This window comes from Polaribacter sp. 2305UL8-11 (assembly GCF_058147165.1).
Window position 1 is genome coordinate 63,521 of record NZ_JBYVJW010000011.1, and the last position, 24,608, is coordinate 88,128.

24 protein-coding genes and 1 tRNA gene are annotated in these 24,608 nt (G+C 28.7%); 12 read left to right on the forward strand and 13 right to left on the reverse strand.

Annotated elements, in window-relative coordinates; all coding sequences use genetic code 11:
• Positions 1 to 250 precede the first annotated feature (250 nt).
• From ACY2RW_RS11090 to ACY2RW_RS11110, 5 genes are all read left to right on the forward strand, one after another.
• Complete coding sequence (locus ACY2RW_RS11090) at positions 251 to 826, forward strand: hypothetical protein (protein ID WP_490122798.1); 576 nt, start codon at positions 251 to 253, stop codon at positions 824 to 826.
• A gap of 880 nt (positions 827 to 1,706) precedes the next feature.
• Positions 1,707 to 2,204 (forward strand): hypothetical protein, encoded by a 498-nt coding sequence (locus tag ACY2RW_RS11095; protein WP_490122799.1) that lies wholly within the window; start codon positions 1,707 to 1,709, stop codon positions 2,202 to 2,204.
• 199 nt (positions 2,205 to 2,403) lie between these two features.
• Positions 2,404 to 3,060 carry a ribulose-phosphate 3-epimerase gene (rpe, locus tag ACY2RW_RS11100; protein ID WP_490122800.1) on the forward strand — a complete coding sequence of 219 codons (657 nt, stop codon included), beginning with the start codon at positions 2,404 to 2,406 and terminating at the stop codon, positions 3,058 to 3,060.
• Positions 3,061 to 4,446 carry an exonuclease domain-containing protein gene (locus ACY2RW_RS11105; RefSeq protein ID WP_490122801.1) on the forward strand — a complete coding sequence of 462 codons (1,386 nt, stop codon included), beginning with the start codon at positions 3,061 to 3,063 and terminating at the stop codon, positions 4,444 to 4,446.
• The gene (locus ACY2RW_RS11110) at positions 4,427 to 5,707 is read left to right on the forward strand and encodes an FAD-dependent oxidoreductase (RefSeq protein ID WP_490122802.1); all 1,281 of its coding nucleotides are present in this window, start codon (positions 4,427 to 4,429) and stop codon (positions 5,705 to 5,707) included. The genes ACY2RW_RS11105 and ACY2RW_RS11110 overlap by 20 nt, the downstream gene beginning before the upstream one ends.
• Positions 5,708 to 5,918: 211 nt before the next feature.
• Here ACY2RW_RS11110 and ACY2RW_RS11115 read toward each other — a convergent pair whose 3' ends face one another.
• The 6 genes from ACY2RW_RS11115 to ACY2RW_RS11140 all read right to left on the reverse strand — a co-directional run bounded on the left by ACY2RW_RS11115 (position 5,919) and on the right by ACY2RW_RS11140 (position 9,380).
• The gene (locus ACY2RW_RS11115) at positions 5,919 to 6,335 is read right to left on the reverse strand and encodes a CBS domain-containing protein (protein ID WP_490122803.1); all 417 of its coding nucleotides are present in this window, start codon (positions 6,333 to 6,335) and stop codon (positions 5,919 to 5,921) included.
• 269 nt (positions 6,336 to 6,604) lie between these two features.
• Positions 6,605 to 6,678 (reverse strand) — tRNA-Arg (locus tag ACY2RW_RS11120).
• Between the two features lie 71 nt (positions 6,679 to 6,749).
• Positions 6,750 to 7,199 carry a GatB/YqeY domain-containing protein gene (locus tag ACY2RW_RS11125; protein ID WP_490122804.1) on the reverse strand — a complete coding sequence of 150 codons (450 nt, stop codon included), beginning with the start codon at positions 7,197 to 7,199 and terminating at the stop codon, positions 6,750 to 6,752.
• A 20-nt stretch (positions 7,200 to 7,219) separates the two neighbouring features.
• The gene (locus ACY2RW_RS11130) at positions 7,220 to 7,669 is read right to left on the reverse strand and encodes a retropepsin-like aspartic protease (protein ID WP_490122805.1); all 450 of its coding nucleotides are present in this window, start codon (positions 7,667 to 7,669) and stop codon (positions 7,220 to 7,222) included.
• A 50-nt stretch (positions 7,670 to 7,719) separates the two neighbouring features.
• Positions 7,720 to 8,466: an alpha/beta hydrolase gene (locus ACY2RW_RS11135; protein ID WP_490122806.1), complete on the reverse strand. Its 747-nt coding sequence runs from the start codon at positions 8,464 to 8,466 to the stop codon at positions 7,720 to 7,722.
• A gap of 44 nt (positions 8,467 to 8,510) precedes the next feature.
• Complete coding sequence (locus tag ACY2RW_RS11140) at positions 8,511 to 9,380, reverse strand: alpha/beta hydrolase (protein WP_490122807.1); 870 nt, start codon at positions 9,378 to 9,380, stop codon at positions 8,511 to 8,513.
• A 101-nt stretch (positions 9,381 to 9,481) separates the two neighbouring features.
• Between ACY2RW_RS11140 and ACY2RW_RS11145 the strand changes: the two genes are divergently transcribed.
• Positions 9,482 to 9,943 carry a Na(+)-translocating NADH-quinone reductase subunit F gene (locus ACY2RW_RS11145; RefSeq protein WP_490122808.1) on the forward strand — a complete coding sequence of 154 codons (462 nt, stop codon included), beginning with the start codon at positions 9,482 to 9,484 and terminating at the stop codon, positions 9,941 to 9,943.
• A gap of 81 nt (positions 9,944 to 10,024) precedes the next feature.
• Here the strand turns inward: ACY2RW_RS11145 and nqrF are convergent, their stop codons facing one another.
• From nqrF to ACY2RW_RS11175, 6 genes are all read right to left on the reverse strand, one after another.
• Positions 10,025 to 11,332: an NADH:ubiquinone reductase (Na(+)-transporting) subunit F gene (nqrF, locus tag ACY2RW_RS11150; protein ID WP_490122809.1), complete on the reverse strand. Its 1,308-nt coding sequence runs from the start codon at positions 11,330 to 11,332 to the stop codon at positions 10,025 to 10,027.
• Positions 11,333 to 11,336: 4 nt separating this feature from the next.
• Positions 11,337 to 12,062, reverse strand: coding sequence for an NADH:ubiquinone reductase (Na(+)-transporting) subunit E (gene nqrE, locus ACY2RW_RS11155; RefSeq protein ID WP_490122810.1), 726 nt, complete (start codon positions 12,060 to 12,062; stop codon positions 11,337 to 11,339).
• Positions 12,063 to 12,144: 82 nt separating this feature from the next.
• Positions 12,145 to 12,792: an NADH:ubiquinone reductase (Na(+)-transporting) subunit D gene (locus ACY2RW_RS11160; RefSeq protein WP_490122811.1), complete on the reverse strand. Its 648-nt coding sequence runs from the start codon at positions 12,790 to 12,792 to the stop codon at positions 12,145 to 12,147.
• A gap of 3 nt (positions 12,793 to 12,795) precedes the next feature.
• A complete protein-coding gene (locus ACY2RW_RS11165; RefSeq protein WP_490122812.1) occupies positions 12,796 to 13,542 on the reverse strand; it encodes a Na(+)-translocating NADH-quinone reductase subunit C in 747 nt (248 codons plus the stop codon).
• Between the two features lie 2 nt (positions 13,543 to 13,544).
• Complete coding sequence (locus tag ACY2RW_RS11170; RefSeq protein WP_490122813.1) at positions 13,545 to 14,759, reverse strand: NADH:ubiquinone reductase (Na(+)-transporting) subunit B; 1,215 nt, start codon at positions 14,757 to 14,759, stop codon at positions 13,545 to 13,547.
• Between the two features lie 4 nt (positions 14,760 to 14,763).
• Positions 14,764 to 16,113: a Na(+)-translocating NADH-quinone reductase subunit A gene (locus tag ACY2RW_RS11175; protein ID WP_490122814.1), complete on the reverse strand. Its 1,350-nt coding sequence runs from the start codon at positions 16,111 to 16,113 to the stop codon at positions 14,764 to 14,766.
• Positions 16,114 to 16,310: 197 nt separating this feature from the next.
• Here ACY2RW_RS11175 and ACY2RW_RS11180 point away from each other — a divergent pair, with 197 nt between their 5' ends.
• The 6 genes from ACY2RW_RS11180 (at position 16,311) to ACY2RW_RS11205 (ending at position 23,831) form a co-directional block, all read left to right on the forward strand.
• Entirely contained in the window at positions 16,311 to 17,528 is a 1,218-nt protein-coding gene (locus ACY2RW_RS11180) for a type IX secretion system plug protein (RefSeq protein ID WP_490122815.1), read from the forward strand.
• A 55-nt stretch (positions 17,529 to 17,583) separates the two neighbouring features.
• Complete coding sequence (locus ACY2RW_RS11185) at positions 17,584 to 19,053, forward strand: tetratricopeptide repeat protein (RefSeq protein ID WP_490122816.1); 1,470 nt, start codon at positions 17,584 to 17,586, stop codon at positions 19,051 to 19,053.
• 150 nt (positions 19,054 to 19,203) lie between these two features.
• Positions 19,204 to 21,786: a T9SS type A sorting domain-containing protein gene (locus tag ACY2RW_RS11190; protein ID WP_490122817.1), complete on the forward strand. Its 2,583-nt coding sequence runs from the start codon at positions 19,204 to 19,206 to the stop codon at positions 21,784 to 21,786.
• 8 nt (positions 21,787 to 21,794) lie between these two features.
• Entirely contained in the window at positions 21,795 to 22,214 is a 420-nt protein-coding gene (locus ACY2RW_RS11195) for a hypothetical protein (protein ID WP_490122818.1), read from the forward strand.
• A 109-nt stretch (positions 22,215 to 22,323) separates the two neighbouring features.
• Complete coding sequence (gene apaG / locus ACY2RW_RS11200) at positions 22,324 to 22,710, forward strand: Co2+/Mg2+ efflux protein ApaG (RefSeq protein ID WP_490122819.1); 387 nt, start codon at positions 22,324 to 22,326, stop codon at positions 22,708 to 22,710.
• 137 nt (positions 22,711 to 22,847) lie between these two features.
• The gene (locus tag ACY2RW_RS11205) at positions 22,848 to 23,831 is read left to right on the forward strand and encodes a DUF3667 domain-containing protein (protein ID WP_490122869.1); all 984 of its coding nucleotides are present in this window, start codon (positions 22,848 to 22,850) and stop codon (positions 23,829 to 23,831) included.
• Here ACY2RW_RS11205 and ACY2RW_RS11210 read toward each other — a convergent pair.
• Entirely contained in the window at positions 23,797 to 24,513 is a 717-nt protein-coding gene (locus tag ACY2RW_RS11210; protein WP_490122820.1) for an NRDE family protein, read from the reverse strand. The two genes, ACY2RW_RS11205 and ACY2RW_RS11210, sit on opposite strands and share 35 nt — an antisense overlap.
• Between the last annotated feature and the right edge of the window lie 95 nt (positions 24,514 to 24,608).

Below are 24,608 nucleotides of genomic sequence, written 5' to 3' on the forward strand. Positions count from 1 at the left end.
CTTAGACCTCTTTTGGTATATCACTCGAACTTATAAAAGTTTGAAAATATTTAAAAACTCTCAAAATTTATTTTTGGGAGTTTTTTTATATATCTAGATTATTAAATTTAAAAAAACGCGTTTTTGATACTACAACAAATAAATTATCTTTACAAGATAACAGTATTATAAAAAGTTTCCATATTCCAACTAATTTACTGAATATCGACAATAAAACTTTATATATAACACGTTGTGTAACATTTGAGAAATGAACAAAATTTTAACCTTTACATTGATATTTCTGACTTTAAGTTGCTCTGACTCAAAGAAAGAAAAGAAATCTGAAAAACTACAGATTGAAAAACAAGAAGTGGTAATTTCTGAACCTGAACATACCGAAAAATCGCTTTTTGATATAGTTTTTAGGAAAATTGAAGATGTTGAATATTTTAAAGATTTTGAAAAAAATTCTGGAACGGTTATAAATTATGAAAATAGCAAATGGAAATATGCTTTTGTTGAAATGCAGAACCAAAATAATCGGATAATAATACTTGAGAAAATTATTGAGACTGGAGAACCTAAAAAGAAATATCAAATTTTAGATACTATACAAATCAATAATGTTAAAGAAAACGAATTTACGTCAATCGGAATTTGTCAAAATAACGAAAAAGTAGATTCTCGGATTTTAGCAATAATTGAGAGAACTGAAAATGATTTTGATTTAGAATATTATTCCAAAATTAAAAGAGCGTGGAAAGCTAACCTTGAAACAAAAAAAATTGAAAAAATGACCGAGATAAATGGAATTACGTGTATGAATGAAGGTTATGGAATATAAAAAACGTTACACAAAAACGTGTATAATTAATGGCTTGTTCTCGCCTATTTACGAAAATCCTCGCGGATTTTCTATCTGTGTTTATTTGCTAACTTTAGTGCTTAAACACGCCACAAATCATACACAAACACGTTAGCTTTAATGCTAGAGCAAGTTTTCGGATTGAAAAAAGCCTAGTTTTATTTTTTGATTTTTTTTTTAGAATTTTAAGGTAGATAAATCAGAAAAATTGTGCGCGGAATTGCTCACTCATACTCTGAATTGAATTACGTCTGACTTTTTAACTCGTTTGCGCAATCAGAATTGGAAAAAAAAAGTGGGAATTGCTCACTCAAACCTGAATTAAAAAATGTCGGAATTTGAGCAAGTTCACAAAATTGAATTAATTTAAAAACTAGATTTAAGTAAGTTTATGGAATTAAAAGCCTTAATAATAAATGCATTGGGAAATTTGAAAGGATATATTTTCATTTTCATCTTATTTACTTATGTTTTTTTTATTGGTTATTTACACAACTATAGATTTATGAAATCAAAGTTTTATCTACAAAAAATTAAACCTCGTTCATATTTTTTTGAACTAGGATTTTACCTATTATTAACTTTCATATTTGTAATATCACTTTTACTTTTATCATTCATTTTAATAAAGGCTATAGGAATTCCAACTGAATAGAAAAGAATGAACAAAAACGAATTGAATTATAAAACGGAAAAAAGCACTAAAAGCTAACACCGTGTATAATTAATTGCTTTGGCAAGTGCTTATTTGGAAAATTCCTTCAGAATTTTCTCGCGTTCGTTTTTATTTGCTAAATTTAGTACTTAAACCACGCAACAAACCATATACAAACACGTTAGCCACAATTAAAACGAACGAATGTCAGCAATAGCAGATTTTAGAATTATAATAACTGATAAACTTGAATCACTGAAAGAATCAGCAGAAATAAAAATCAAAAAAGGATTTTTAAAAAAAACCATAATAGATAATTATTGGGACTTTTTGGATGAGAATGCATCAAAATTGAAAAACTTTGAATGGTCTGGTTATATATTTGGTAATCTTCTGATATATCTACAAGAAAATAAGGGAATTGATTTATTAACAAGTGAGTTTGATTCTACTGCAAATTGGATTTCTGAAAAGCGAAATGCTTCAGTTATGATTTTCACTCTGAATCACAAAAAATTATATTTGGATAAATTAGAACTCGAAAATTTTAATGAAACTGAATTAATTGCCTTTAATAAGGAGTTTTCAGAAGACGATAGTCCTGAATTAGCAAAAACCGAAATGGAAGGAATAGAGGCTATTCAAAATAGTTTGTTGGAATTGAAAAGCGAAAATGAAATTGTAATACTAACAGTAGGATAAAAAACGTATAGTAATATTCGTATATAACAAATAAAAAACCTGCAAATAATTCTTAAGTCAAATATAATATCATTTAAAATCGCTAAAATTATTAGTGATTTTTTTTGTTTAAATTTTAAACTCTTTTAAAATCATAGTTTGTTATAAAAGTATTGCTTTCTTCCTATCTTTGTAAAACACAAACTACACAATATATAAAATGAGTAATTTAATTGCACCTTCAATTTTAGCAGCAGACTTTGCTAACTTACAAAGAGACATAGAAATGGTAAACAATAGTGAAGCAGATTGGTTTCATATTGATATTATGGATGGTGTTTTTGTACCCAACATTTCTTTTGGAATGCCCGTTTTAAAGGCAATTACAAAGCACGCAAAAAAAACAATTGATGTGCATTTAATGATTGTAAATCCTGACCAATACATACAACCATTTGCAGATTTAGGTGCTGATGTTTTAACTGTACATTATGAAGCTTGTACACATTTACACAGAACAGTACAAGCAATAAAAGCTGCAGGAATGAAAGCTGGTGTTGCACTAAACCCACATACACCAATTGCAGTTTTAGAAGACATTATTGCAGATTTAGATTTGGTTTGTATTATGAGTGTAAATCCTGGTTTTGGTGGACAATCTTTTATTGAAAATACTTACAAAAAAGTAAATCAATTAAAACATTTAATCGAATTTTCTAACTCAGATTGCCAAATAGAAATTGATGGTGGAGTTACCAATAAAAACGCCAATCAATTAATAGAAGCTGGTGCCAATGTTTTAGTTGCAGGAAGTTATGTTTTTGGTGCTAAAAATCCGACTGAAACAATTGCAGATTTAAAAAGTATTGTTGGATAATTGTACACTGTTGTAGACATAGAAACCACAGGAAATGGATACAAAGGTTCTAAAATAACAGAAATATCTATTTTTGTTTTTGATGGAAAAAAAATTATAGATGAATTTACTACACTAGTAAACCCAGAACAAAACATTCCGCCTTTTATTACCAATTTAACTGGCATTACAAATGCCATGGTTAGAAATGCACCAAAGTTTTATGAAATTGCAAAAAGGGTTGCAGAAATTACCAAAGACACCATTTTTGTTGCTCACAATGTAAATTTTGATTACAATATAATTCAAGCAGAATTTAAAAGTTTAGGTTTTGATTTTAAACGTAAAAAACTCTGTACTGTTCGTTTATCAAGAAAATTAATTCCAGGTTTAAATTCCTATAGTTTAGGTAATATTTGCACACACGAAAACATTCCTATTAATGGAAGACACAGAGCTAAAGGAGATGCAGAAGCAACTACAGAATTATTTAAAAGATTAATAGAAAGAGATGATAATTTTACCATTAATTCCTTTTTAAACCCAAAATCTAGACAAGCAACTTTACCTCCACTTTTAGATAAAAAAATTGTAGATAATTTACCTGAAACTTTTGGCGTTTATTATTTTAAAAATGTAGCCAAAGAAATTATTTATGTTGGTAAAGCCAATAATATAAAGCAAAGAGTTATTAGTCATTTTTACGATAAAAAGAAAAAAGAACAAGAAATGTGCATGGAAACTGCATCGATTTCTTTTACAGAAACAGGTAGTGAGTTATTGGCTTTGTTGTTAGAATCTTCAGAAATAAAACACAGATACCCAAAATACAACCGCTCTCAAAAAAATAACAATGCAGCAATTGGTTTATTTTCTTATGAAGACCAAAAAGGAATTCTTCATCTAGCTTTTAACAAGTTAAAATTAGTTCCAAATCCATTAATGACTTTTTATTCTTTGGCAGAATGTAGATTTTTTTTAGAAAAATTATGCAAAGAGTTTACCCTTTGTCCTAAATATTGTCACTTACAAACCAATGTTAAGCAGTGTTTTCATCATCAATTAAAAGAATGTAAAGGTATTTGTTGTGATAAAGAAAAGGTAGTAGATTATAATAAACGAGTTAAAGCAGCCATAATATCTGTTGGTATTGGGTCAGAAAATTTAGTTATTAAAGAAAAAGGAAGAACCAAGAATGAAGTTGGTTTTGCATTAATTTTAGGAGGTACTTATCTAGGTTTTGGGTATATTGATAAAAATCTAGATACAACATTAAATATTCCTGAAGATTATCAATTATTTATAGAGCCTAAAAGAGATAATAGAGATGTTCAACGAATTTTAAGCTCTTATTTAAGAAAGAAACAAACTTTAGAAAACTCAAAAAATGGAAAAATCAGCATATAAAATTCACATTATTGGAGCTGGGATTAGTGGTTTAATTGCTGCTCAGGTTTTAGAGAATCATGGATATCAGCCAATAATTTTAGAGGCTTCTTGTTCTGTTGGTGGTAGAGTAAAATCTGACATTGAAAAAGGCTATACTTTAGATCATGGTTTTCAAGTTTTGTTAACATCTTATCCAGCTGCGAAAAAATATTTAAATTATAAGGCTTTAGAATTGCAAGAATTTTTACCTGGAGCTGCTATTTTTAAAAATGGAAAACAGGAAGTTATTGGAGATCCTTTAAGAAACTTATCTCTCTTATTTCCAACCTTATTTTCTGCTACTGGTAATTTTTCTGATAAAATAAAAATTTTAAAATTAAACACACTTTTAAAGAAAAAGAAAGTTGCTCAAATCTTTGCTACAAAAGAAAAAACTACTTTAAAATATTTACAAGACTTTGGTTTTTCATCAGCAATTATAAATAATTTTTTTAGACCTTTTTTTAGTGGAATTTTTTTAGAACCCAATTTAGAAACATCTAGTAGAATGTTTGAGTTTGTGTATAAAATGTTTGGTGATGGTTTGGCTGTTTTACCCAAAAAAGGAATCCAAGAAATTCCTAATCAACTAAAATCTAATTTAAAAAACACTAACTTTAAGTTTAATTCTAAAGTAAAAGAAGTTAAAGATAATAGTATTCTTTTAGAAAACGATAAAGTTTTAAAAAGCCATATTACCATTATTGCAACTGAAGCTAGTTCTTTAATTTCTAACTTAAAAAACCAAGAAACTACTTGGAAAAGTTGTGATACTCTTTACTTTGAAACTAATTCTAGAGTTATTAAAAAACCTTTAATTGGTTTAATTGCAGATGAAAAAGCATTGATAAATAATATATTTTATCACACAAGTTTAGAAACATCAACAAAAAACAATAAGGACTTACTTTCTGTAACTGTGGTAAAAAATCATAATTTAAAAGATTTAGATTTGATTTTAAAAGTTACTGAAGATTTAAAAATATTATGTGGCATAGATGTAAAAAAGTTTATAAAACATTATAAAATTAAAAAAGCATTGCCCAAATTAGACAATCTACAATATGAAATTTCTAGCTCTGAAACTAAGTTAAAATCTACTATATTTTTAGCTGGAGATCAATTATTAAATGGCTCTTTAAATGCTGCAATGATTTCTGGAGAAAGAGCGGCTTTAGGAGTAATACAAACTTTGGAAGATGGTTTAATTGTAGATGAGTTGACTTCTGAATATCAATAAAAAACACAAAGCATTCTCCATGCAAAGAATTTTAAAGAGGCTGTCTGAAAAGTTAATTTAGCTGTCATTTTGAGCCTTTCGTCTTCGCCCAAGACAGGCTTTTCGAAAAATCTATGTAATTGATTTTGAATGAATAAGATTTCTCCATTACAGTCGAAAAATGACAAATTTTAATACTTTTCAGGCAGTTTCTTAAAAAACTAACATAAAACTATAATTGTTCTACTAGAAAATTAATAAGATCTGTAGTTGTAACAATACCTACTAACTCACCATCTGCTTCTACTGGCAATGCATGAAACTCTCTTTTAGATAAAACCATACCAACCTCTTTTATGGTATCTTCTGGTTTTACAACTACAACATTTTTTGCCATAACTTGTTTTATACTAAACATATCATACACAAAACTGTCTACATTGTTTTCATCATCAGAAATATCTGCAAAACTAATTCTTAAAATATCTGTATAACTTAACATTCCCAATATTTTTTTATTCTGAACCACTGGAATATGCCTAATTTTATTTTTTTTAAATAGTTTTTCTGCTTTTTCTAAAGTATCAGAAACGTTTACAGTAATAACTTCTGTTGTCATTATTTCTGAAATTGGTGTTCTTTTTTTCATGATATTTCTTTTAGAATTATATCAAATTTCGAAAAAATTATACTTAAAAAAGATGATTTTTATCACACTTAAAAAATAATATCTGTACGTTTTAATAGAAGTTAAAAAAACTCAATGACAAAGAAGTATATCTTTATCTTGAGTTATATTTTATAGTGATTTTAGCAGGATTATTGAAGATTATCCAGACAAAATTATGTTTTAAAAATAAAAATAGATTAAAAAAATCGAGTAAACTCAATTTCTCTCAATCTATTTTCATCCGTTTGTGACTCCAGCAGGATTCAAACCTGCAACCCTCAGAGCCGAAATCTGATATTCTATTCAGTTGAACTATGGAGCCCTTTTTTTAGTATGCAGTCACTGCTTTCAAAAACAATAGACAGTATTTATACTATTAAATTTATTAAAAAATTACACCAAGTGCTTTTTTACCAACATAGAAATTGTCTTTCCATCTGCTTGTCCTGCCAATTCTTTAGAAACGATTCCCATTACTTTACCCATATCTTTCATACCTGAAGCCCCAACTTTTTGAATAGTTGCTACCACAACTTTTTCAATTTCTTCTTCAGACAATGCCTCTGGCAAAAATTGTTCTAAAATTGCAACTTCTGCTAATTCTGGTTCAGCCAAATCTGGTCTATCTTGTTTTACAAAAATTGCTGCACTATCTTTTCTTTGTTTTACTTGCTTTTGGATGATTTTAATTTCTTGATCTTCAGTTAATTCAGCCTGAACACCAGTCTCTGTTTTTGCTAATAAAAATGCAGATTTTACAGCCCTTAAAGCTTGTAAAGCAACTGTATCTTTTGCTTTCATAGCTTCTTTCATTTTATCCATTACTTGTTTTTGCAAACTCATTCTTTAATATTTTAAATTAATTATTTCTTAGTTTTCTTTAAATACAAAACGTATTTATTATAGTCTATAAATGCTTTTCCTTTTTGTAAAATATCTGCACCAATTATGCCATGTACTTCTTTAGCATTGTGTTGCGTTAACGCAGTATTTACATGTGATAAATCAAACAACACTAAATGACATTTTTTTGTTTTCCAATCACCTATTTTTAAGGAATTATTTTCAGATTGCTGGGTTTCCATATCTGTTGCTCCTGCACCTGCAGCCTTTGTTTCACTTTCTTGTGCATCTAAATTAAAATGTGCAATTAAATCTAAACTTACACAAGAATTTGAGGCTCCAGTATCTAAGATAAAGCGTCCTTTTACATCATTTATTGTCGCTTTTAACTCTAAATGATTTGTTGCTATTTTCTTTAATTTAATCTTAATGTATTTCTTCTTCTTTAAAATCTTTTCTAAACGCTTCATGTACTATTTTTCTGAACTTCAAAAATACAACTTATAATAGCAAGAGTAAACTAACGTTCTAAAATTTCTTTTAGCTTTTGCTGATATTTATCAAACGATCTAATATTATGATGAGTTCCTTTATCTATTTCTACAAATTGATTTTCTTGATTTTTATTGAGCTTTAAAAGTTCTTTTGATTGTTTAAAAGAAGTTGTTTTATCTTCATTTCCGTGAAAAATAGTGATTGGCGAAGCTACTTGTGGAATATCTAAATCAGACCTAAATTGATACTTCAACAAAAAAGTTGGAGCTAATTTTGAGTAACATTGTAGTGCTTTTTTTAAGTTGTAAAAAGGTGCCTCTAAAATAAGTTCTTTAGGTTTGTTTTTAGCTGCAATTCTTGTAGCAAAAGTACTTCCTAAAGAAAAGCCATAAACCACAATTTGTGTTTCTTTATATTCCTTTTTTAAATAATTATAAACTACTAAACCATCATTATACATTGCTTTTTCATCAAAGTTCCCTGTACTTTTTCCGTAATTTCTATAATCAAAAACTAAAACTTCGTAATTGTATTTTAAAAAATAAGTAACTCTGTTTCCCCAACGTGTTAAATTACCTTTATTGCCATGACAAAAAAGCACAACTCCTTTTGGGTTTGGAAGTTTAAAATGTAGTGCATTAATTTCGTTATTGGCATCCGTTTTTATAAAAACTTCTTCAAATTGGTTTGAAAAATCATATTGATAATTTCTGTCTAATTTTTTCCAATTGATAAAAATGAATTTTTCTTGAAAGAAGTAAAAAAATACCATTCCAACTATCAACAAAAAACTAACAGACGCTAAAATTCTCTTAATCACTTTTTGTTACTTTTCTTTGTTCTTATAAAATCGATACTCGTTTTCTCTCTGTTTATTTCCATTTCTTTATCTGAAGTTAATATTTCTCTTAACGCTTTGTGGTAACTTTCAAAATTATGTAAATCTTTATGGCCTCCACCAATTATTGGAAATAACTTTGTAAGATTTGGCTTCATTTTTGAAAGCCGAATACTAGATGCAAATTTAATAACCTTATCATTTGTACCATGAATAATTTTAATAGGACATTTTACATATTTAATCCATTTATAAGTTGGCATAGAATAACGCATTACCAAACCTAAAGGAACAAAAGGCAGGTATCTTTTTACATTTTTTTTCATACTAAAATATGGGCAAGCCAACACCAACATTTTAGGGTTATTCATAGAAGCCACTTTGGTTGCCAAACCTGTGCCTAAAGAACGTCCATAAACAATAATATTCTCTTCTTTAACCACTTCTTTTAATTTGTCATAAACATATAAAGCATCTTGCTTCATACTTTCTTGACTCATTTTTCCTGTACTTTTTCCAAAACCACGATAATCAATCATAATTACATCATAATTATGTAAAGTAAAATCTACTGCAAATTTACCCCAACCTTTAATGCTTTTAGAATTGCCTTTTAAATAATAAACCAATCCTTTAGAGTTTTCTGCTTTAAAATGCAATCCGTTTATGGTAACTCCGTCTTTAATTTTTAAATTATATTCTTTAACTTCTTGATTTTCGTACTGAAACTGAAAATCTTTTGGTAATTTTTCTGGATGAAATAAAAACCTTTCTTGAAAGAAATACAGAAACAAACTAACTGCTGCAACAACGCAAATAAAGATTATGAGATAATTTGTCCAGTCCATTTATATGGTTTTAGGCTTACTAAACTACTGAATTTTAAGGAAAAAACACATTTTGAAAAATATCTATTTTTTTATATCTTTAAAAAGATAATATTTTGATTATGAAAACTTCAAGAAGATTAGAACAAGCTTTAATTAAACTATATAACGCTTTTCATAACAATAGGTTGAATCCTGAAGATTGTAAAGCGTGCGCAGTTGGTAATATTTTAGATAATTTTGATAGTTGGAAACATCTTTCTAACGAGCATGGTTCTTTAAATTTAAGTTATGTAGGTAGAATACATCAAAATTTAGGGAGAAAGTTTAACGGATATACTCCTTTAGAAATCTTGCAAATAGAAAAGACTTTTTTAGAAGCCTGTGGTTTTAAAACACCTTTATGTCATTATAATCCCAAACCTATTAATCCTACTTCTAAAGATACTTTGTTTAACGGACTTTCTGCGGTTGTAAAAGAACTTTGTAAATTAGACAAAGTAGATAATATTATGGATTACTCTAAACTTTTTGAGCATGAAAATGGAGAACCAGTATATCATGTAGAAACTTTTTTGGCTTAAAAAAAACCAATTCATTTCTGAATCGGTTTTATAACTTATTTGTTTTATGAGATTCTGAAACAAGTCCAGAATACATTTTGCTTATCCTCCAAAGTCATCAAAACGAATGTTCTCATCTGGAATTCCAAAATCTTCTCCCATTTTTTGAACTGCTTTATTCATTAATGGCGGTCCACAGAAATACAATTCAATATCTTCTGGAGAATCATGATGATTTAAGTAGTTCTCGATTACACAATTGTGAATAAAACCAACAAAACCATCTCCAGGAGCATCAATATTTTCTTTTACTTTCCAATTATCTTCTGGTAAAGGTTCAGACAATGCTAAGTAAAATTTAAAGTTAGGGAAGTCTTTTTCTAATTGATAAAAATGATCTAAATAGAATAACTCTCTTTTAGAACGCCCACCATACCAATAGGTAACTTTTCTTCCTGTTTTTAATGTTTTGAATAAATGATATAAATGAGAACGCATTGGTGCCATACCTGCTCCACCACCTACATACAGCATTTCAGCATCAGACTCGTTGATAAAGAATTCTCCATAAGGACCAGAAATTACACACTTATCCCCTTTTTTTAAATTAAAAATATATGACGAGGCAACACCTGGATTTACATCCATCCAACCGTTTTTGGCTCTATCCCAAGGTGGAGTTGCAATACGTACATTTAACATAATTTCTCTACCTTCTGCTGGGTAAGAAGCCATAGAATAAGCACGCTCTACAGTTTCATCATTTTTCATTACTAATGGCCATAAACCAAACTTATCCCACTCTGCTTGAAACTTATCTGGAGTTTCGTGCTCTTCTGGGTGAGCTGTAATATCCATATCTGAATATTTAATCTCACAAGGAGGAATTTCAATTTGAATATACCCACCAGCTTTGTATCCCATATCTTCTGGAATCTCTACAACAAACTCCTTAATAAAAGAAGCTACATTGTAATTTCTTACAACTACTGCATCCCATTTTTTAATTCCGAAAACTTCTTCTGGAATTGTAATATTCATGTCTTGTTTTACTTTAACTTGACATGCTAAACGAATTCCCGATTTTAATTCTTTTTTGGTAAAATGTGGGGTTTCTGTTGGCAATGCTTCTCCTCCACCTTCTAAAACGTGGCATTCACATTGTACACAAGATCCTCCACCACCACAAGCAGATGGCAAAAATATTTTTTCGTTTCCTAATGTGGTTAAAAGTGTGCTACCAGAACCTACTTCTATTTTCTTTTCTCCATTAATTGTAATTGTTACTGGACCTGAAGGAGATAATTTTTGTTTTACAAACAATAACAATGTTACTAATAACAGTGTTACTAATAAAAAAGCTGCTACTGTTGCAATTATGGTTCCTGTTGTACCTGCTGCTAATATCATTCTTCTACTCGTTTATAGTTGTGTTTTCTGCTACAATTTCTTTAGCTTCTTTTTTTACTTCTTCTTTCTTGATTTTTGCTTCTACTTTTGGTTTTTCTTCTTTCTTCTCATCTCCTCCTGTTAACATTCCACCAAAACTCATAAAACCAATTGCCATTAAACCTGTAATTATAAAAGTAATTCCTAAACCTCTTAAGGCTGGTGGAACACTTGAATATCTAATTTTTTCACGAATGGCAGCGATTGCTAAAATGGCTAAAAACCATCCTATTCCAGAACCAACACCATAGGTTAATGATAATCCTAATGTTGGTATTTCTCTTGATTGCATAAATAAACTTCCTCCTAAAATTGCACAGTTTACAGCAATTAATGGTAAGAAAATACCTAAAGAGTTGTATAATGAAGGTGAAAATTTCTCAACAATTATTTCTACCAATTGCACCATAGTTGCTATGGTTGCAATAAACATAATAAATGATAAGAAACTTAGGTCATAATTTGCATATTCTGGTCCTAACCAAGCTAATGCTCCATCTTGTAAAATATATTGGTCTAACAACCAGTTTAAAGGTACAGTTACAGCTAATACAAAAATAACTGCTGCTCCTAAACCTACTGCTGTAGATACTTTTTTAGATACAGCTAAGTAAGAACACATCCCTAAAAAGGTTGCGAATACCATGTTATCTATAAATATCGATTTGAAAAATAATTCTATATGTTCCATATTTTTTAGTATGCAGTTTGCAGTATGCAGTTTTCAGTTAGCTATTGACTGCTTACTGAATACTGATTTACTACCAACTTTTTTAATTCTCTTCTATTAATGCTTTGTTCTTAGTTCTTTGTACCCAGATAATAATACCAACTACTATTAATGCCATTGGTGATAATAGCATAAAACCATTGTTTTCATACCCAATTGCATATAATCCTGTTTTTTCGATTGGATCTCCTAAAACTTTAAATCCTAACAAAGTACCAGATCCTAATAACTCTCTAAAAAAACCTACTGCAATTAAAATTACACCATAACCTACTGCATTTCCAATTCCGTCTAAGAAAGAACGCCAAGGTGCATTTCCTAAAGCAAAAGCTTCAAAACGTCCCATAATAATACAGTTTGTTATAATTAGTCCTACAAAAACAGATAGTGTTTTACTTAATTCGTAAGCAAAAGCTTTTAACACCAAATCAACAATAATTACTAAAGTAGCAACAACAATTAGTTGTACGATAATTCTAATTTTTGATGGTATAATATTTCTCATTAATGAGATAACTACGTTACCAATTCCTAGTACAAAAAGTACAGAAATAGACATTACAATAGAAGCTTTTAATTCTGCTGTAATTGCTAATGCAGAACAAATACCTAATACTTGAATTGTTATTGGGTTGTTATCTAATAATGGGTCTGTAATTAATGCTGCGTCTTTTTTTGATAAAAGTCCCATAAATTATTTTTTTAATGTTTTAAAATAAGGCACGTACAATGCTAAGTCTTTTTTTATCATTGCAGAAACTCCATCACCTGTAATAGTTGCACCAGCAATGGCATCTACTTCGTAATCTGTTTTGTTTTCGTTTTTAGGATCATTATTTCCTTTGGCAACTGTAATACCTTTAAAAACTCCAGCTTCTGTTAGCAAATGTTCTTCATAAAAATCGTCCATAAAATAACGTTGTTTTATGTTTGCTCCTAAACCAGGTGTTTCTCCTTTATGATCAAAATATGCCCCTTGTACAACCATATTTTCATCCATAGAAACATAACCCCAAATTGCATCCCATAATCCTTTTCCGTAGATTGGAGCTACGTAAAAAGTTTTACCATCTTTCTCTCCTATAAACAAAGGTAGTTTTCTGGTTTTACCAGCTTTTGCATTTGCTTGTTGCTTTTTAACATCAATTAAATAAGCATCATCACTTTCAGAAATTTTATCTCCTTCTATTACAATTTGTTTTTTGATGTATTTATTAAACTCATCACCTGCAACTGCTGTTGATACAAAAGTGGCACTAGATTCGTCATTTTCATTTACACCCATAGCATACAAAATATTTTGCTGCTTTTCTATACGTTCGTTTTCTTTAATAGTTGGTTTTAAAGACGATGCTAAAAAGGCCAACAAAGAACCAACAACTAACACCATAATTACAGCGAAAATCATTGTATAACCATTACTATCTGTTCTCTTACTCATAATTAGGCAGTTTTAACTTTAGTACGTTTTAATCTTTTCTTTACGTTTCCTTGAACCACATAATGGTCTATTGTTGGAGCAAATACATTCATTAATAAAATGGCTAAAAATACTCCTTCTGGATATGCTGGATTAAATACTCGAATCATAATTGAGATAAAACCAATTAAGAAACCGTAAATCCATTTTCCTTTATTTGTTTGTGATGCTGTAACAGGATCTGTAGCCATATAAACTGCTCCGAATGCCAAACCACCAATCATTAAGTGTTCCCACCAATCTGTACTCATTAAACCATAGAATTTACTTGATTCTGTAATAACTCCTGTATCTATAATTGCATAATTGAAAATCATACCCATTACTGCAGCTCCAATAAATGTTGAAACGATTATTCTCCAACTTCCAATTTTTGTAAAAATTAAAAATGCTGCTCCTAATAATATTAATAAAGTTGAAGTTTCTCCAATAGAACCTGGGATGAATCCCATAAACTTGTCCCAATTAGTATAAATTACTTCTTGATTCTGTGCGTAACTTCCTAAAATGGTTTCTCCAGAAATTGCATCAGCAGTACCTGTTCTGTTTACTGCATCATATACCCAAACTTTATCTCCAGACATCCAAGTTGGATATGCAAAAAATAAAAATGCTCTAATAGTTAAAGCTGGGTTTAAAATATTCATTCCTGTACCACCAAAAACTTCTTTACCAATTACAACTCCAAATACTACAGCTACAGCCAACATCCATAAAGGAGTATCTATTGGAACAATTAAAGGGACTAACATACCTGTTACCAAATACCCTTCTTCTACTTCATGCCCTTTTATTACTGCAAAAATAAATTCTACTAAAAGACCAACTCCATAAGAAACAATAACTAATGGTAGTACTTTAATAATACCAATCCATAGGTTATCCCAAGTTAAAAAAGAACCTAATACAGAAAAATCTGAAGTTATTCCTTGAGCTCTTTCTATAGCTGTATAGTGTTGATAACCTGCATTGAACATTCCAAAAATTAAACAAGGAATTAAAGCCATGATTACAATATTCATTGTACGCTTTAAATCATCTGCTGCTTTTATATGGGTTCCTCCGTGAGTAACCTCATTTGGTAAATATAAAAAGGTATGGATTGCGTTAAACGCAGGTGCCATTTTGGTTCCTTTATATTTTTCTTTTAAATTATGTAAATTTTGTTTTAAGCCCATAATCTTATCCTAATTCTTCTCTCATTAAATCTAAACCTTCTCGAATTATCTTCTGATGAGGTTGCTTTGACACACAAATAAATTCTGTTAATGCAAAATCTTCTGGTGCTATTTCATACCCTCCTAAAGCTTCCATTTCATCTAAATCTTTATACATAAATGCTTTTAATAATTGCATTGGATAAATGTCTAAAGGAAAAACCTGCTCATAAGCTCCTGTTACAACAAATGCTCTATGTTCGCCATTTGTGTTTGTATTTAAATCGAACTTTTTGTTTGGTGTTAACCAAGAAAAAGTCAAAGCTCTTGAAGTTGAAATTTTATTAAAAACTGGTTTGTTCCAACCAAAAAACTCATAATCATCTCCTTCTGGGATAGCTGTTATTTGATTGTCATAATAACCCAAAAACTCATCTTCTTTTACTTCCTTTCCAGAAAGCACATTTCCGCTAATGATTCTTGTATTGTCATCATTCAAATTATTTGCAGTAACATCTGCAATAGTTGCTCCTGCAATAGCAGTTACATATTGTGGCTTGTTAAATTGAGAACCAGTTAAAGCAACAGTTCTAGTTACATTTAATTTTCCTGTTAATAACAACTCACCAATAACGACTAAATCTTGTGGTGTAACAGTCCAAACAACCTCACCTTTATTAATAGGGTTTATTCTTGCAATTTGAGTACTTACGTTTCCTGAAGGATGTGGTCCAGAAACTTTATGCAATTCAACACCATTTAATTTTGATAAAGGAGAATTTGAATTTGCTCCAACAGAAACATGTACTTTTCCTTCAGTTAATTTAGAAATTGCATCTATGGCAGCTTGTAATTCTATTTCTTTACCAGCTAAAGTATAATCTAAATCTGCTGCTAAAGGTGCACTTGCATAACCAGAAATAAAAATTGCTTTTGGAGCTTGATTAGGACTTGCAACTACGTCATAAGGACGTTGTTTTACAAATGGCCAACAACCAGAAGTAAATAAATGATTTTTAACTTCTTCTGCAGACATTGAAGCTGCATTTTTAGTCCCAAAATCTTTATGAACTTGATTGGTGTCTGCAGCAATTTTGACTGCTAATACTTTTCTTCTTGCTCCACGAATTACCTCTGTAACTTTACCAGAAACAGGACTTGTAAATAAAATACGTTCGTCACTTTTAGAATAAAAAAGTGTGTCTCCCGCTTTTACTTCAGCTCCTTCTTTGGCAACAAGTTTAGGTGTAATTCCGTGAAAATCTTCTGGTTTTACAGCGTAAACACTACTTAAAGTACTGTTAGTAGTCGTTTTTTCTGCTTCGCCAACAAGCTTAATGTCTAAGCCTTTTTTAATACGAATGTCTTTTGACATAGTAATTTGGAATTGTTAGTTATCTAAAAAAATCATGCAAATTTACGGATTTTAGCAATTATTCTAAACATAAAAGTTCGTTAAAGATTATTATTTATAATGACTCTAAATAATGAAATTCAATGAAAACGTTTTAGTACTAAATAATTTGGCTTACATTTTGATAAAGTCTAAGAAATGAATCTTATTTTTGTAAAATGATAAAAAAAATATCTCTGTTATTTTTTGTTTTTATTGGTTTTATAGCTTCTTCTCAGAATATTAAATCAATTCAATTAAGACCTTTACAACAAAATAGCTTTACTTCTATAGTTCCTTTAGGCACTGTTTTAGAGTTGTCTTTTGATGATTTGGATGCAGATAGCAAAGATTATCAATATAAAATAGAGCACATGACACATGATTGGCAATCTAGCAGATTATCATCAAGTCAATATATAGATGGTTTTGACCAGAATACAATTATAGATGTTACCAACTCATTTAATACTTTTCAAAACTATACACATTATTCAGTTAAAATTCCGAATGTAAATACTGTCATTACAAAAACTGGAAACTATCTTTTATCTGTTTTAAATTATGATGATGAAGTTGTTTTTACCAGACGTTTTGTGCTCTACGAAAACTCTGCTGTGATTGGGGTAAATGTTATTAGAAGTAGAAATGCAAAAACACTTAACACCCAGCAAACTGTTCAGTTTTCTGTAAATCATCCAAAAATTAAAATTAATAATCCACAACAAGAAATAAATGTAGTTGTATTAAAAAACAATAATTGGAATGAAAAAATAACCAATTTGCAACCTACTTTTTTCAAACCCAACCAACTTTTATATACCTACACAAATAAAACAAATTTTTGGGGTGGTAATGAATATTTAAATTTAGACACAAAAATTATTAGAAATAATAGTTTAAATATAGTTAAAGTAGAGAAAAAAGATATTTTTCATCATTATGTATATCCTTTTACTTACAACCCCTACAGAGAGTATAAATTTAGTCCAGATATAAACGGACAGTTTATTATTAGAACCATAGAAGCAAATGACTCTAGCACTGAAGCAGATTATGCAATGATGCATTTCTCTATTTTAAAAGACAAACCCTTTACTGATAAAGATATTTATATTTATGGTGCTTTTAATGATTTTTCTATCTCAGAAGATAATAAAATGACTTACAACAAAGAAGAAAAAGCATACTTAGGCAATATTTTATTAAAACAAGGTTTTTACAACTATACTTTTGCTACTGTAGATAAAAATGGAAAAGTAGATACAAACCAAATAAATGGTTCTTTTTTTGAAACAGAAAATGAATATACTGTTATTGCATACTACAAACCTTTTGGTAGTTTTTATGAACGTGTAATTGGTGTGGGTACAGGTTCTTTTAATCAAAATAGGTAATTAAAAAAATTGTTACATTAAAGTAAACTTGTATTTTAGTTTTTCTAAACTAGAAATGGACATTTTACAAATGAAACTCTCCTATCATTTATTTTTTATTCTTTTTTTCTCTTTAAACGTATTTAGTCAAAATTTTGAAGAATTGTATACAAAAGCAAGTCAGGACTATGAAAATAATGTATTTAATAGCCCTTATTATGATGATGCTTTAAATGCTTGCAAAGATGTTAGACAATATCCAAATTTATTAGTTTTTAAAGGAACAGATCTTTTTTTATCTAAACAGAACATTTTAGCCATTAAATATTTAGAGTTAGCTCAATTATACCTTGTTGATGAAGAAACTCGTTTAAATAACACTTTTAACCTTGCTTTGATTTATGCAGAATTAGGGCAACACGAAAAAGCAAACCAATACTTTAAGAAAAATTTAGAAGAGGCTAAGAGAGTTAATAATCACTTTTACATTACAGAAAGTAAATTTAATATTTTAATAGAAGAGTTTTTGAACACAAGTAAAAAACCGTCTCTTAAAAAATTTTGGGATTTTTATAAAACGCTTGACCACAAATCTATCAATGATAAATTTTTGTATCTAAACAGTTTTTACGAAGTACTTAATGAAAAAGAACTATTTTCTGAATCAGAGAAAATTAAAAAATACATTTATAAAAGCTTTAACAAAGACTCTATTCAAGAGGGTAATCTAAGTTTTTTCTATTCTAATAATGCCATACTAGCTCTAGCCTTAAACAATTTTAGCACAGCAATAAAATACAATGACAGCTCTTATGTAATTTCAAAAAAACTAGGTACGAATGATCTTTTAGCAGGTTTAGAAATCTACGAAGAGATATATATGAAAAACAACAAATTAGATATTTCTTTGAAGTATTCTGATTCAATTTACAAAATTGAATCAGAACTAAATGAAAAAAACATTAAAACTAGTCTAGAGATAATAGATGAAAACATATTGTTTAATAAAACAAAGCTTAGCACACAAACTAAAATAAATGATTACAAAACAATCATAATCATTATTTCTTTATTTTCAATTCTATTTTTAATACTTTTTTTTCTTTGGAATAAAAAAAACAAAGAAAAGTTAAAAATTTTAAATACTGAATTAAAGATAAATAAAGGCAAGTATAATAAATCTATAAAAAATAACATTGAATTTAAGAAACAGTTTAAAGAGCTTTTAAATGCTAAAAAATTTGATGAACTGTCAAAGTTTCAGAAAAAAAATGAAACTTTTGATTTTAATAATGAAACTTATTTAGAATACCTAATAGCAGATCTAGACCCTAACTTTATTCATAAAATAAAAAAACAAAATATTAATTTTACAGATTTAGAAAAAATAATTCTTTACTACAGAAAAAATAAGCACACCTATAAAGAAATCTCTCTAATAACCAATAGAACTACTAGAGCTATACAAGGTTTATTTTATCGGTTAAATAAAAAAATCCTTTCTAAAACAAATCAAGATTTGACTACTTTTTTAAAAAAATTGTAATGAGTAGTTATTTGAGTACCCCGTTTTTTCTACAATTCAAATTTAAATTGTTTCTTTACAATAAGATACAAACTAAACATTAGAAATATTATGCCAAAAATTACACAAAAAAATCATTTTATTAATAAAAGTATTTTTGCTTTTATTTTTATGAGTACTTTTCTAATAACAAGTACTTTTTCTCAACAAAAAGAAAGGTTTAATTATAAAACTGCTTTTAAAAAAAGTAAAACTAACTACTTTAAAATTGTTGAAAAGAAAAAAGAAGAAATGAAGTCTTATGACTTAAAAAACATTAGCGATTTAAAGGAATACAAACACTTTAATAGGTGGGCAGAATATTGGCGTTTAAGAGTTAACAAAGACGGTTCTTTTACAGATGAAAATTTAGCTTTTTACAATGCTGGTATTTTAGATGCTAATGGAAAAATTTTAAGAAAAAGCAAAAAATCTAATTCACAACCAACTTGGGCTAATATTGGCACACAAGATGTGCCAGATCCAAATGGCTACTCTAATTTTCCGCAGATGGGAAGATTAAATGCCTTTTTAAGAATTGCACACCCAACAGACATGTCTAAAGACGTTCTATTTGTAGGCGCACCAAATGGAGGTGTGTGGAAATCTACAAACGGTGGTGCTACTTGGTCTCCAAAATTAGACATGGTAGCTGGTATAGGAGTTACAGACATTAAAACTGCAAGTACAACCAACTTTAATAATTACACAACCAAACCTATTTATATATCTACTGGAGATTATGATGGTGAACACGCAAAATCTATTGGAGTTTTAAAATCTACAGATGGTGGAGAATCCTTTACATCAACTGGTTTATCTTTTACTTTAAACCAAGACAAACTAACAGGAGATTTGGTTGTTATAGATGATAATACTGTTTTTGTAGGCACACCAACTGGTATTAGCAAAACTATTAATGGTGGTACAAGTTGGTCTCAAGTTTTTGATGGACAATCAGGAAACGCAAATTTTGGTAGAGTTGCTGTTTCTGGAACAAAAATAATGTATACTGGTAATTTTGAAATTGCTTACACCAATGATTATACTACAGATAGCAATTGGAAATTTACTCAAGGTAGTTCTGGTAATTTTGATAAAAAAGCTGTAACTGTTGGAGAAGATAATTCTTTCTATATCCAAGATACAAATGGGCAAGTAAAAAAATACAATGAAACAAATAACAATTTTACAAATGTAGGAACTATACCAGCAGAATATAATTCTCAAGGTGGTTATAACCAAGCCTTAATTGTAAAAAATAATATAATGATTTCTGGTGAGTTTAACGCAAGTCACTCTTCAAATAATGGTACAACTTGGTATCGCTCTTTAAATGGCTACTGGGCAGGAAGTTCTGATGAGGGAAATTACATTCACTCAGACCATCATAGATTAGGACAGTTAGATGGTAATTTAAAATTTTGGAGTGTAAATGATGGTGGTTTAAATTACATGACTTACGCTTCTAATACAGATCAAAAACCAACAATAGAGTATAAGTCTTCTAAAACAATTGTAACACAGCATTATTCTGTAGCAATCAACCCAAATGCAAACGGAGATGACTATGTAGTAGGAAATCAAGATAATGATGGTTTTTCTAAAATAGATGGTGTTTGGTATGCAATTGTTTTAGGAGATGGTATAGAGTCTGCCATTAACTATAATAACCCTAATATTAGATACGCTACAAGTCAAGGAGGTGCTATTTCAAAGTCTGATAATGGCTTTAAAGGAGAATTAAATGGAGATTATTCTGCTGCTCCAGAGCATGTATCTTTTGTTCATTATATGGAGTTAGATAGAAAAAACCCTAATATCATCTATTTAAACGCTGATAAAGGAGGTACAGATGACAATGGAAATCCAAATCCAACAGGTATTTATAAAATTACAGATGATGGGACAGCATTAACAACAGAAATGTTAGATACTGGAAATCCAATACACAAATTTAATACACATGGCGATTTTATACTTGGTATTACAGATGGTAATATTATTAGAAAAATACCTACAAATGGATCTACTCCAACAGCAATTTCTGGAGCTAACAATATTGGCAATAATGTACAAATAGAATCTATAGATTTTAGTGCATCTAATAATAACTTAATTTATGTAACCTCTAATGGTTACAATAGTGGAAACAAAATATACAAATCTACAGATGGAGGTGCAACTTTTTCTAATATCACAAATAATTTTCCTGATGTAGTAATTAATAAAATTCTATATCAACAAGCCGCAAACTCTACAACACTTTTTGTTGCTACAAATGTGGGTGTTTATTACTCAATTAACGATGGTACAAATTGGGTAAAACTTGGGCAAGGAATGCCAAACGTAGATGTAAAAGATATCGAAATTAATTACACTGCAGAAAAATTAGTAGCTGCTACTTTTGGTAGAGGTTTATGGAGTATAGATATTTCTAATGCAGCTTTGGGTGTTGATAATATAGGAAGTGCAGATATTGCTTTAAGTCTTTATCCAAACCCAGTTACAAAAGGAGTTTTAAAAGTTTCAACAAAAGAAAATTTAACCAATTTAAACTACGAAATTTACAATGTTGTAGGTGGTATTGTTAAAAAAGGTGCTTTAAGCGCATCCAAAGAAATTAATACAGATAATTTAGTAAATAACGTTTATTTAATTAGAGTGTTTAATAATAAATATAGTACTACCAAAAAGTTTGTATTGGCTAAATAATATATATAATGAAAAATATAAATAATTACTTTTTACTTTTTAGCTTGTTTTTATTTTCTAGTTGTTCTCAATATGTTTCTATAAAAGAAGCTACAAAAACAATGAATATTTCTGGGCTATCTACTGGAAAAAACTATATAGATTATAAGCTAACTTTAGATGTTTTAAAAGACGTTACCTTTAACAATATTCTTTTAAATAATATAGAAATTAAAGAAAGTTTATATTTAAAAGATTTAACTACAGGGTTAAGTACTACTAAAATTAAACCAACATTATCAAAGGGTAAATACTTATTTGGTTTTAGAAGCTTTTCTACACAAAATGATACAAAAAAAGATATTATAACTTTTACTTTTAAGGTAGATGACAAGTTGTTTACTTTACAGAAAGAAGTTGTATTAAAAAAACAGAAAGTGAATAGATAAATTCATTTTTATAGTTAATATAAGGCAATTTAAAGGTTATTTAAATTGCCTTTTTTCTTGTAAAAAAAAGTTTGTTCATAAAAAACAAAAAAGCTACATTTACCTTACTATGTTTCAACAAATAACAAAAGGTATTAAGATTTCTGTAAAAACCAAAAACAATGGCACTAGCCATAGAAATAATAGGTTATACTATGTATTTAGTTATTTTATTACAATAGAAAACAAATCTACAGAAACCGTTAAATTAACAGATAGGTTTTGGGAAATTTACGACTCTTTAAACAAAACAGAAATTGTTAGTGGAGAAGGTGTAGTTGGGCAAACCCCAATTTTAAAACCAAATGATTCTTATACATATAGTTCTGGTTGTTTTTTAGAGTCTAATATGGGAGCAATGAAAGGATTTTACACAATGATTAACATGGATACTTTTGAGCAATTTAAAGTAACTATACCTACTTTTCAACTAACAACCAAACTACTATTAAACTAACAAAATCCAAAAAGAAGTTAGCTAAAATTAAAGACCCAGAATGTTTAAATTGCGGTCATCCATTTGTTGGACAGGAAAAATATTGTCCAGATTGTGGGCAAGCTAATAAAGGAAGTAGAATTACTTTTAAAAATTTTATTCAAGAAGTTTTTAATGGGCTTTTTAATTTCGAAGCAAAGTTTTGGAACACAATAATACCTCTATTATTAAAACCTGGTTTAGTATCTAAAAATTATATTAACGGAAAAAGACAACGTTATTCCAATCCTTTCAGGTTTTATCTAACAGTTTCTATTCTCTTTTTTTTAATATTAGGTCTAAGTAATAGTATAGAAAAATTCAAATCCTTAGCTAAACAAGATACAGAAAAAATTATAGATTCTATTAAAGCGAAAACACCAAAAAAGAAGAGTATAAAAACTCAGAAAGAAATAGATTCTATTAAAAATGAGTTAGACCAAACACTTAAAAAATCTTATGTCCCCAAAAAAGCAAGAGAAAAAATTTTAGAAGAAGTAGAAAATGAAGCAAAAGACACCATTAAAAAAAATAAAGATTTAAATATAAACATTGGGGGTTCTGATAAACTAAATTCTTTTATTAAGTATCAAAAAAAATATCCCGATTCTAAAATAGACGTTGCTTTAGATTCTTTAGGTTATGAAAAGAATTTTACCAACAGATTTTTATATACCAGAGCCAAAACTGTAAATGAATTTTCTAAAAGCGAAAAGAGTAGACAAGATTTTTTTAGTGAACTTTTATCTTATGGTTCTGTAGCACTCTTTGTGTTTTTACCAATTTTCACTTTATTTTTAAAACTATTTTACATCAGAAGAAAGTATACGTATGTAGATCATCTAATTTTTGTTTTTCATACGCAAACTGTATTTTTTATGCTTTTAACTATTTATTATATTATAGAATTATTTGGCATAGACCCACAACTATGGATATTTACTTTGCTCTTTTTAATCTATTTATTTATTGCAATGCGAAAATTTTATCAGCAAGGATATTTTAAAACATTTCTAAAATTTTGTATGCTTAATATTGCTTATTTAATCATTTCTGGAATTGGAACCACTATTGTACTTTTAATATCTTTTGCATTTTATTAGAAGCATTTACAAAATCTAAATATTTCATTTTTACCTCTAAACCTTTTTTAATTACAGAAGTAATACTTACAGTTTCTACAAAAGAACGTTTCATTTTAGGTGTAATTTCAGAGTTTCCTAAGTTTTCTTTTTGATGAAAAGCTAAAATATTTTCTTGGTTATAATTTTTATTATTACTTAACCAACTCAAAAACCAATCTTTACGTAATAGCTTCATTTCTTGTGTATATAAAGTTGATGATGACCAAATTTTAGGCTCTTGAGCTAGTTTTGAAAAATGTTTTGTTTCTCCATCCCAAACTAATTCATAAGTTTCTAAACCAATACTCCAATCTACCAAAATTAATGTGAAGGGTTCTATATTGTAAAAATCAAAATTATGAATGTGTGCAACAGCATCTACAGCAGACAAAATATTTTTTACAATAACACCCCTACTCATTTTATATGGGGTTGTTCTTGTATGATTTTCAAATGCGCCATTTAACAAACACACCAATCTTCTTTTATCACTCAGCCCAATCCAAGTTCCTCCTGCTAATGCATCTTTTGGGTATGTTAATTCCACTTCATTTTCTAAATACGTTTTTGGCGAAATTGTTTTTCTTAATGGAGTTTCATCTCTATTAGAAGTTAAAATAAAATCATTATTTCCTAACGGAAGATAGGTTACTGTACACATTTATTGTTTTTAAATTTTGAATTTCAAAACTACGAAATCGATTGATAAAAATTGTAACTTTGCAACTTTAAAAATTTAGTCGATTCAAATTTAAA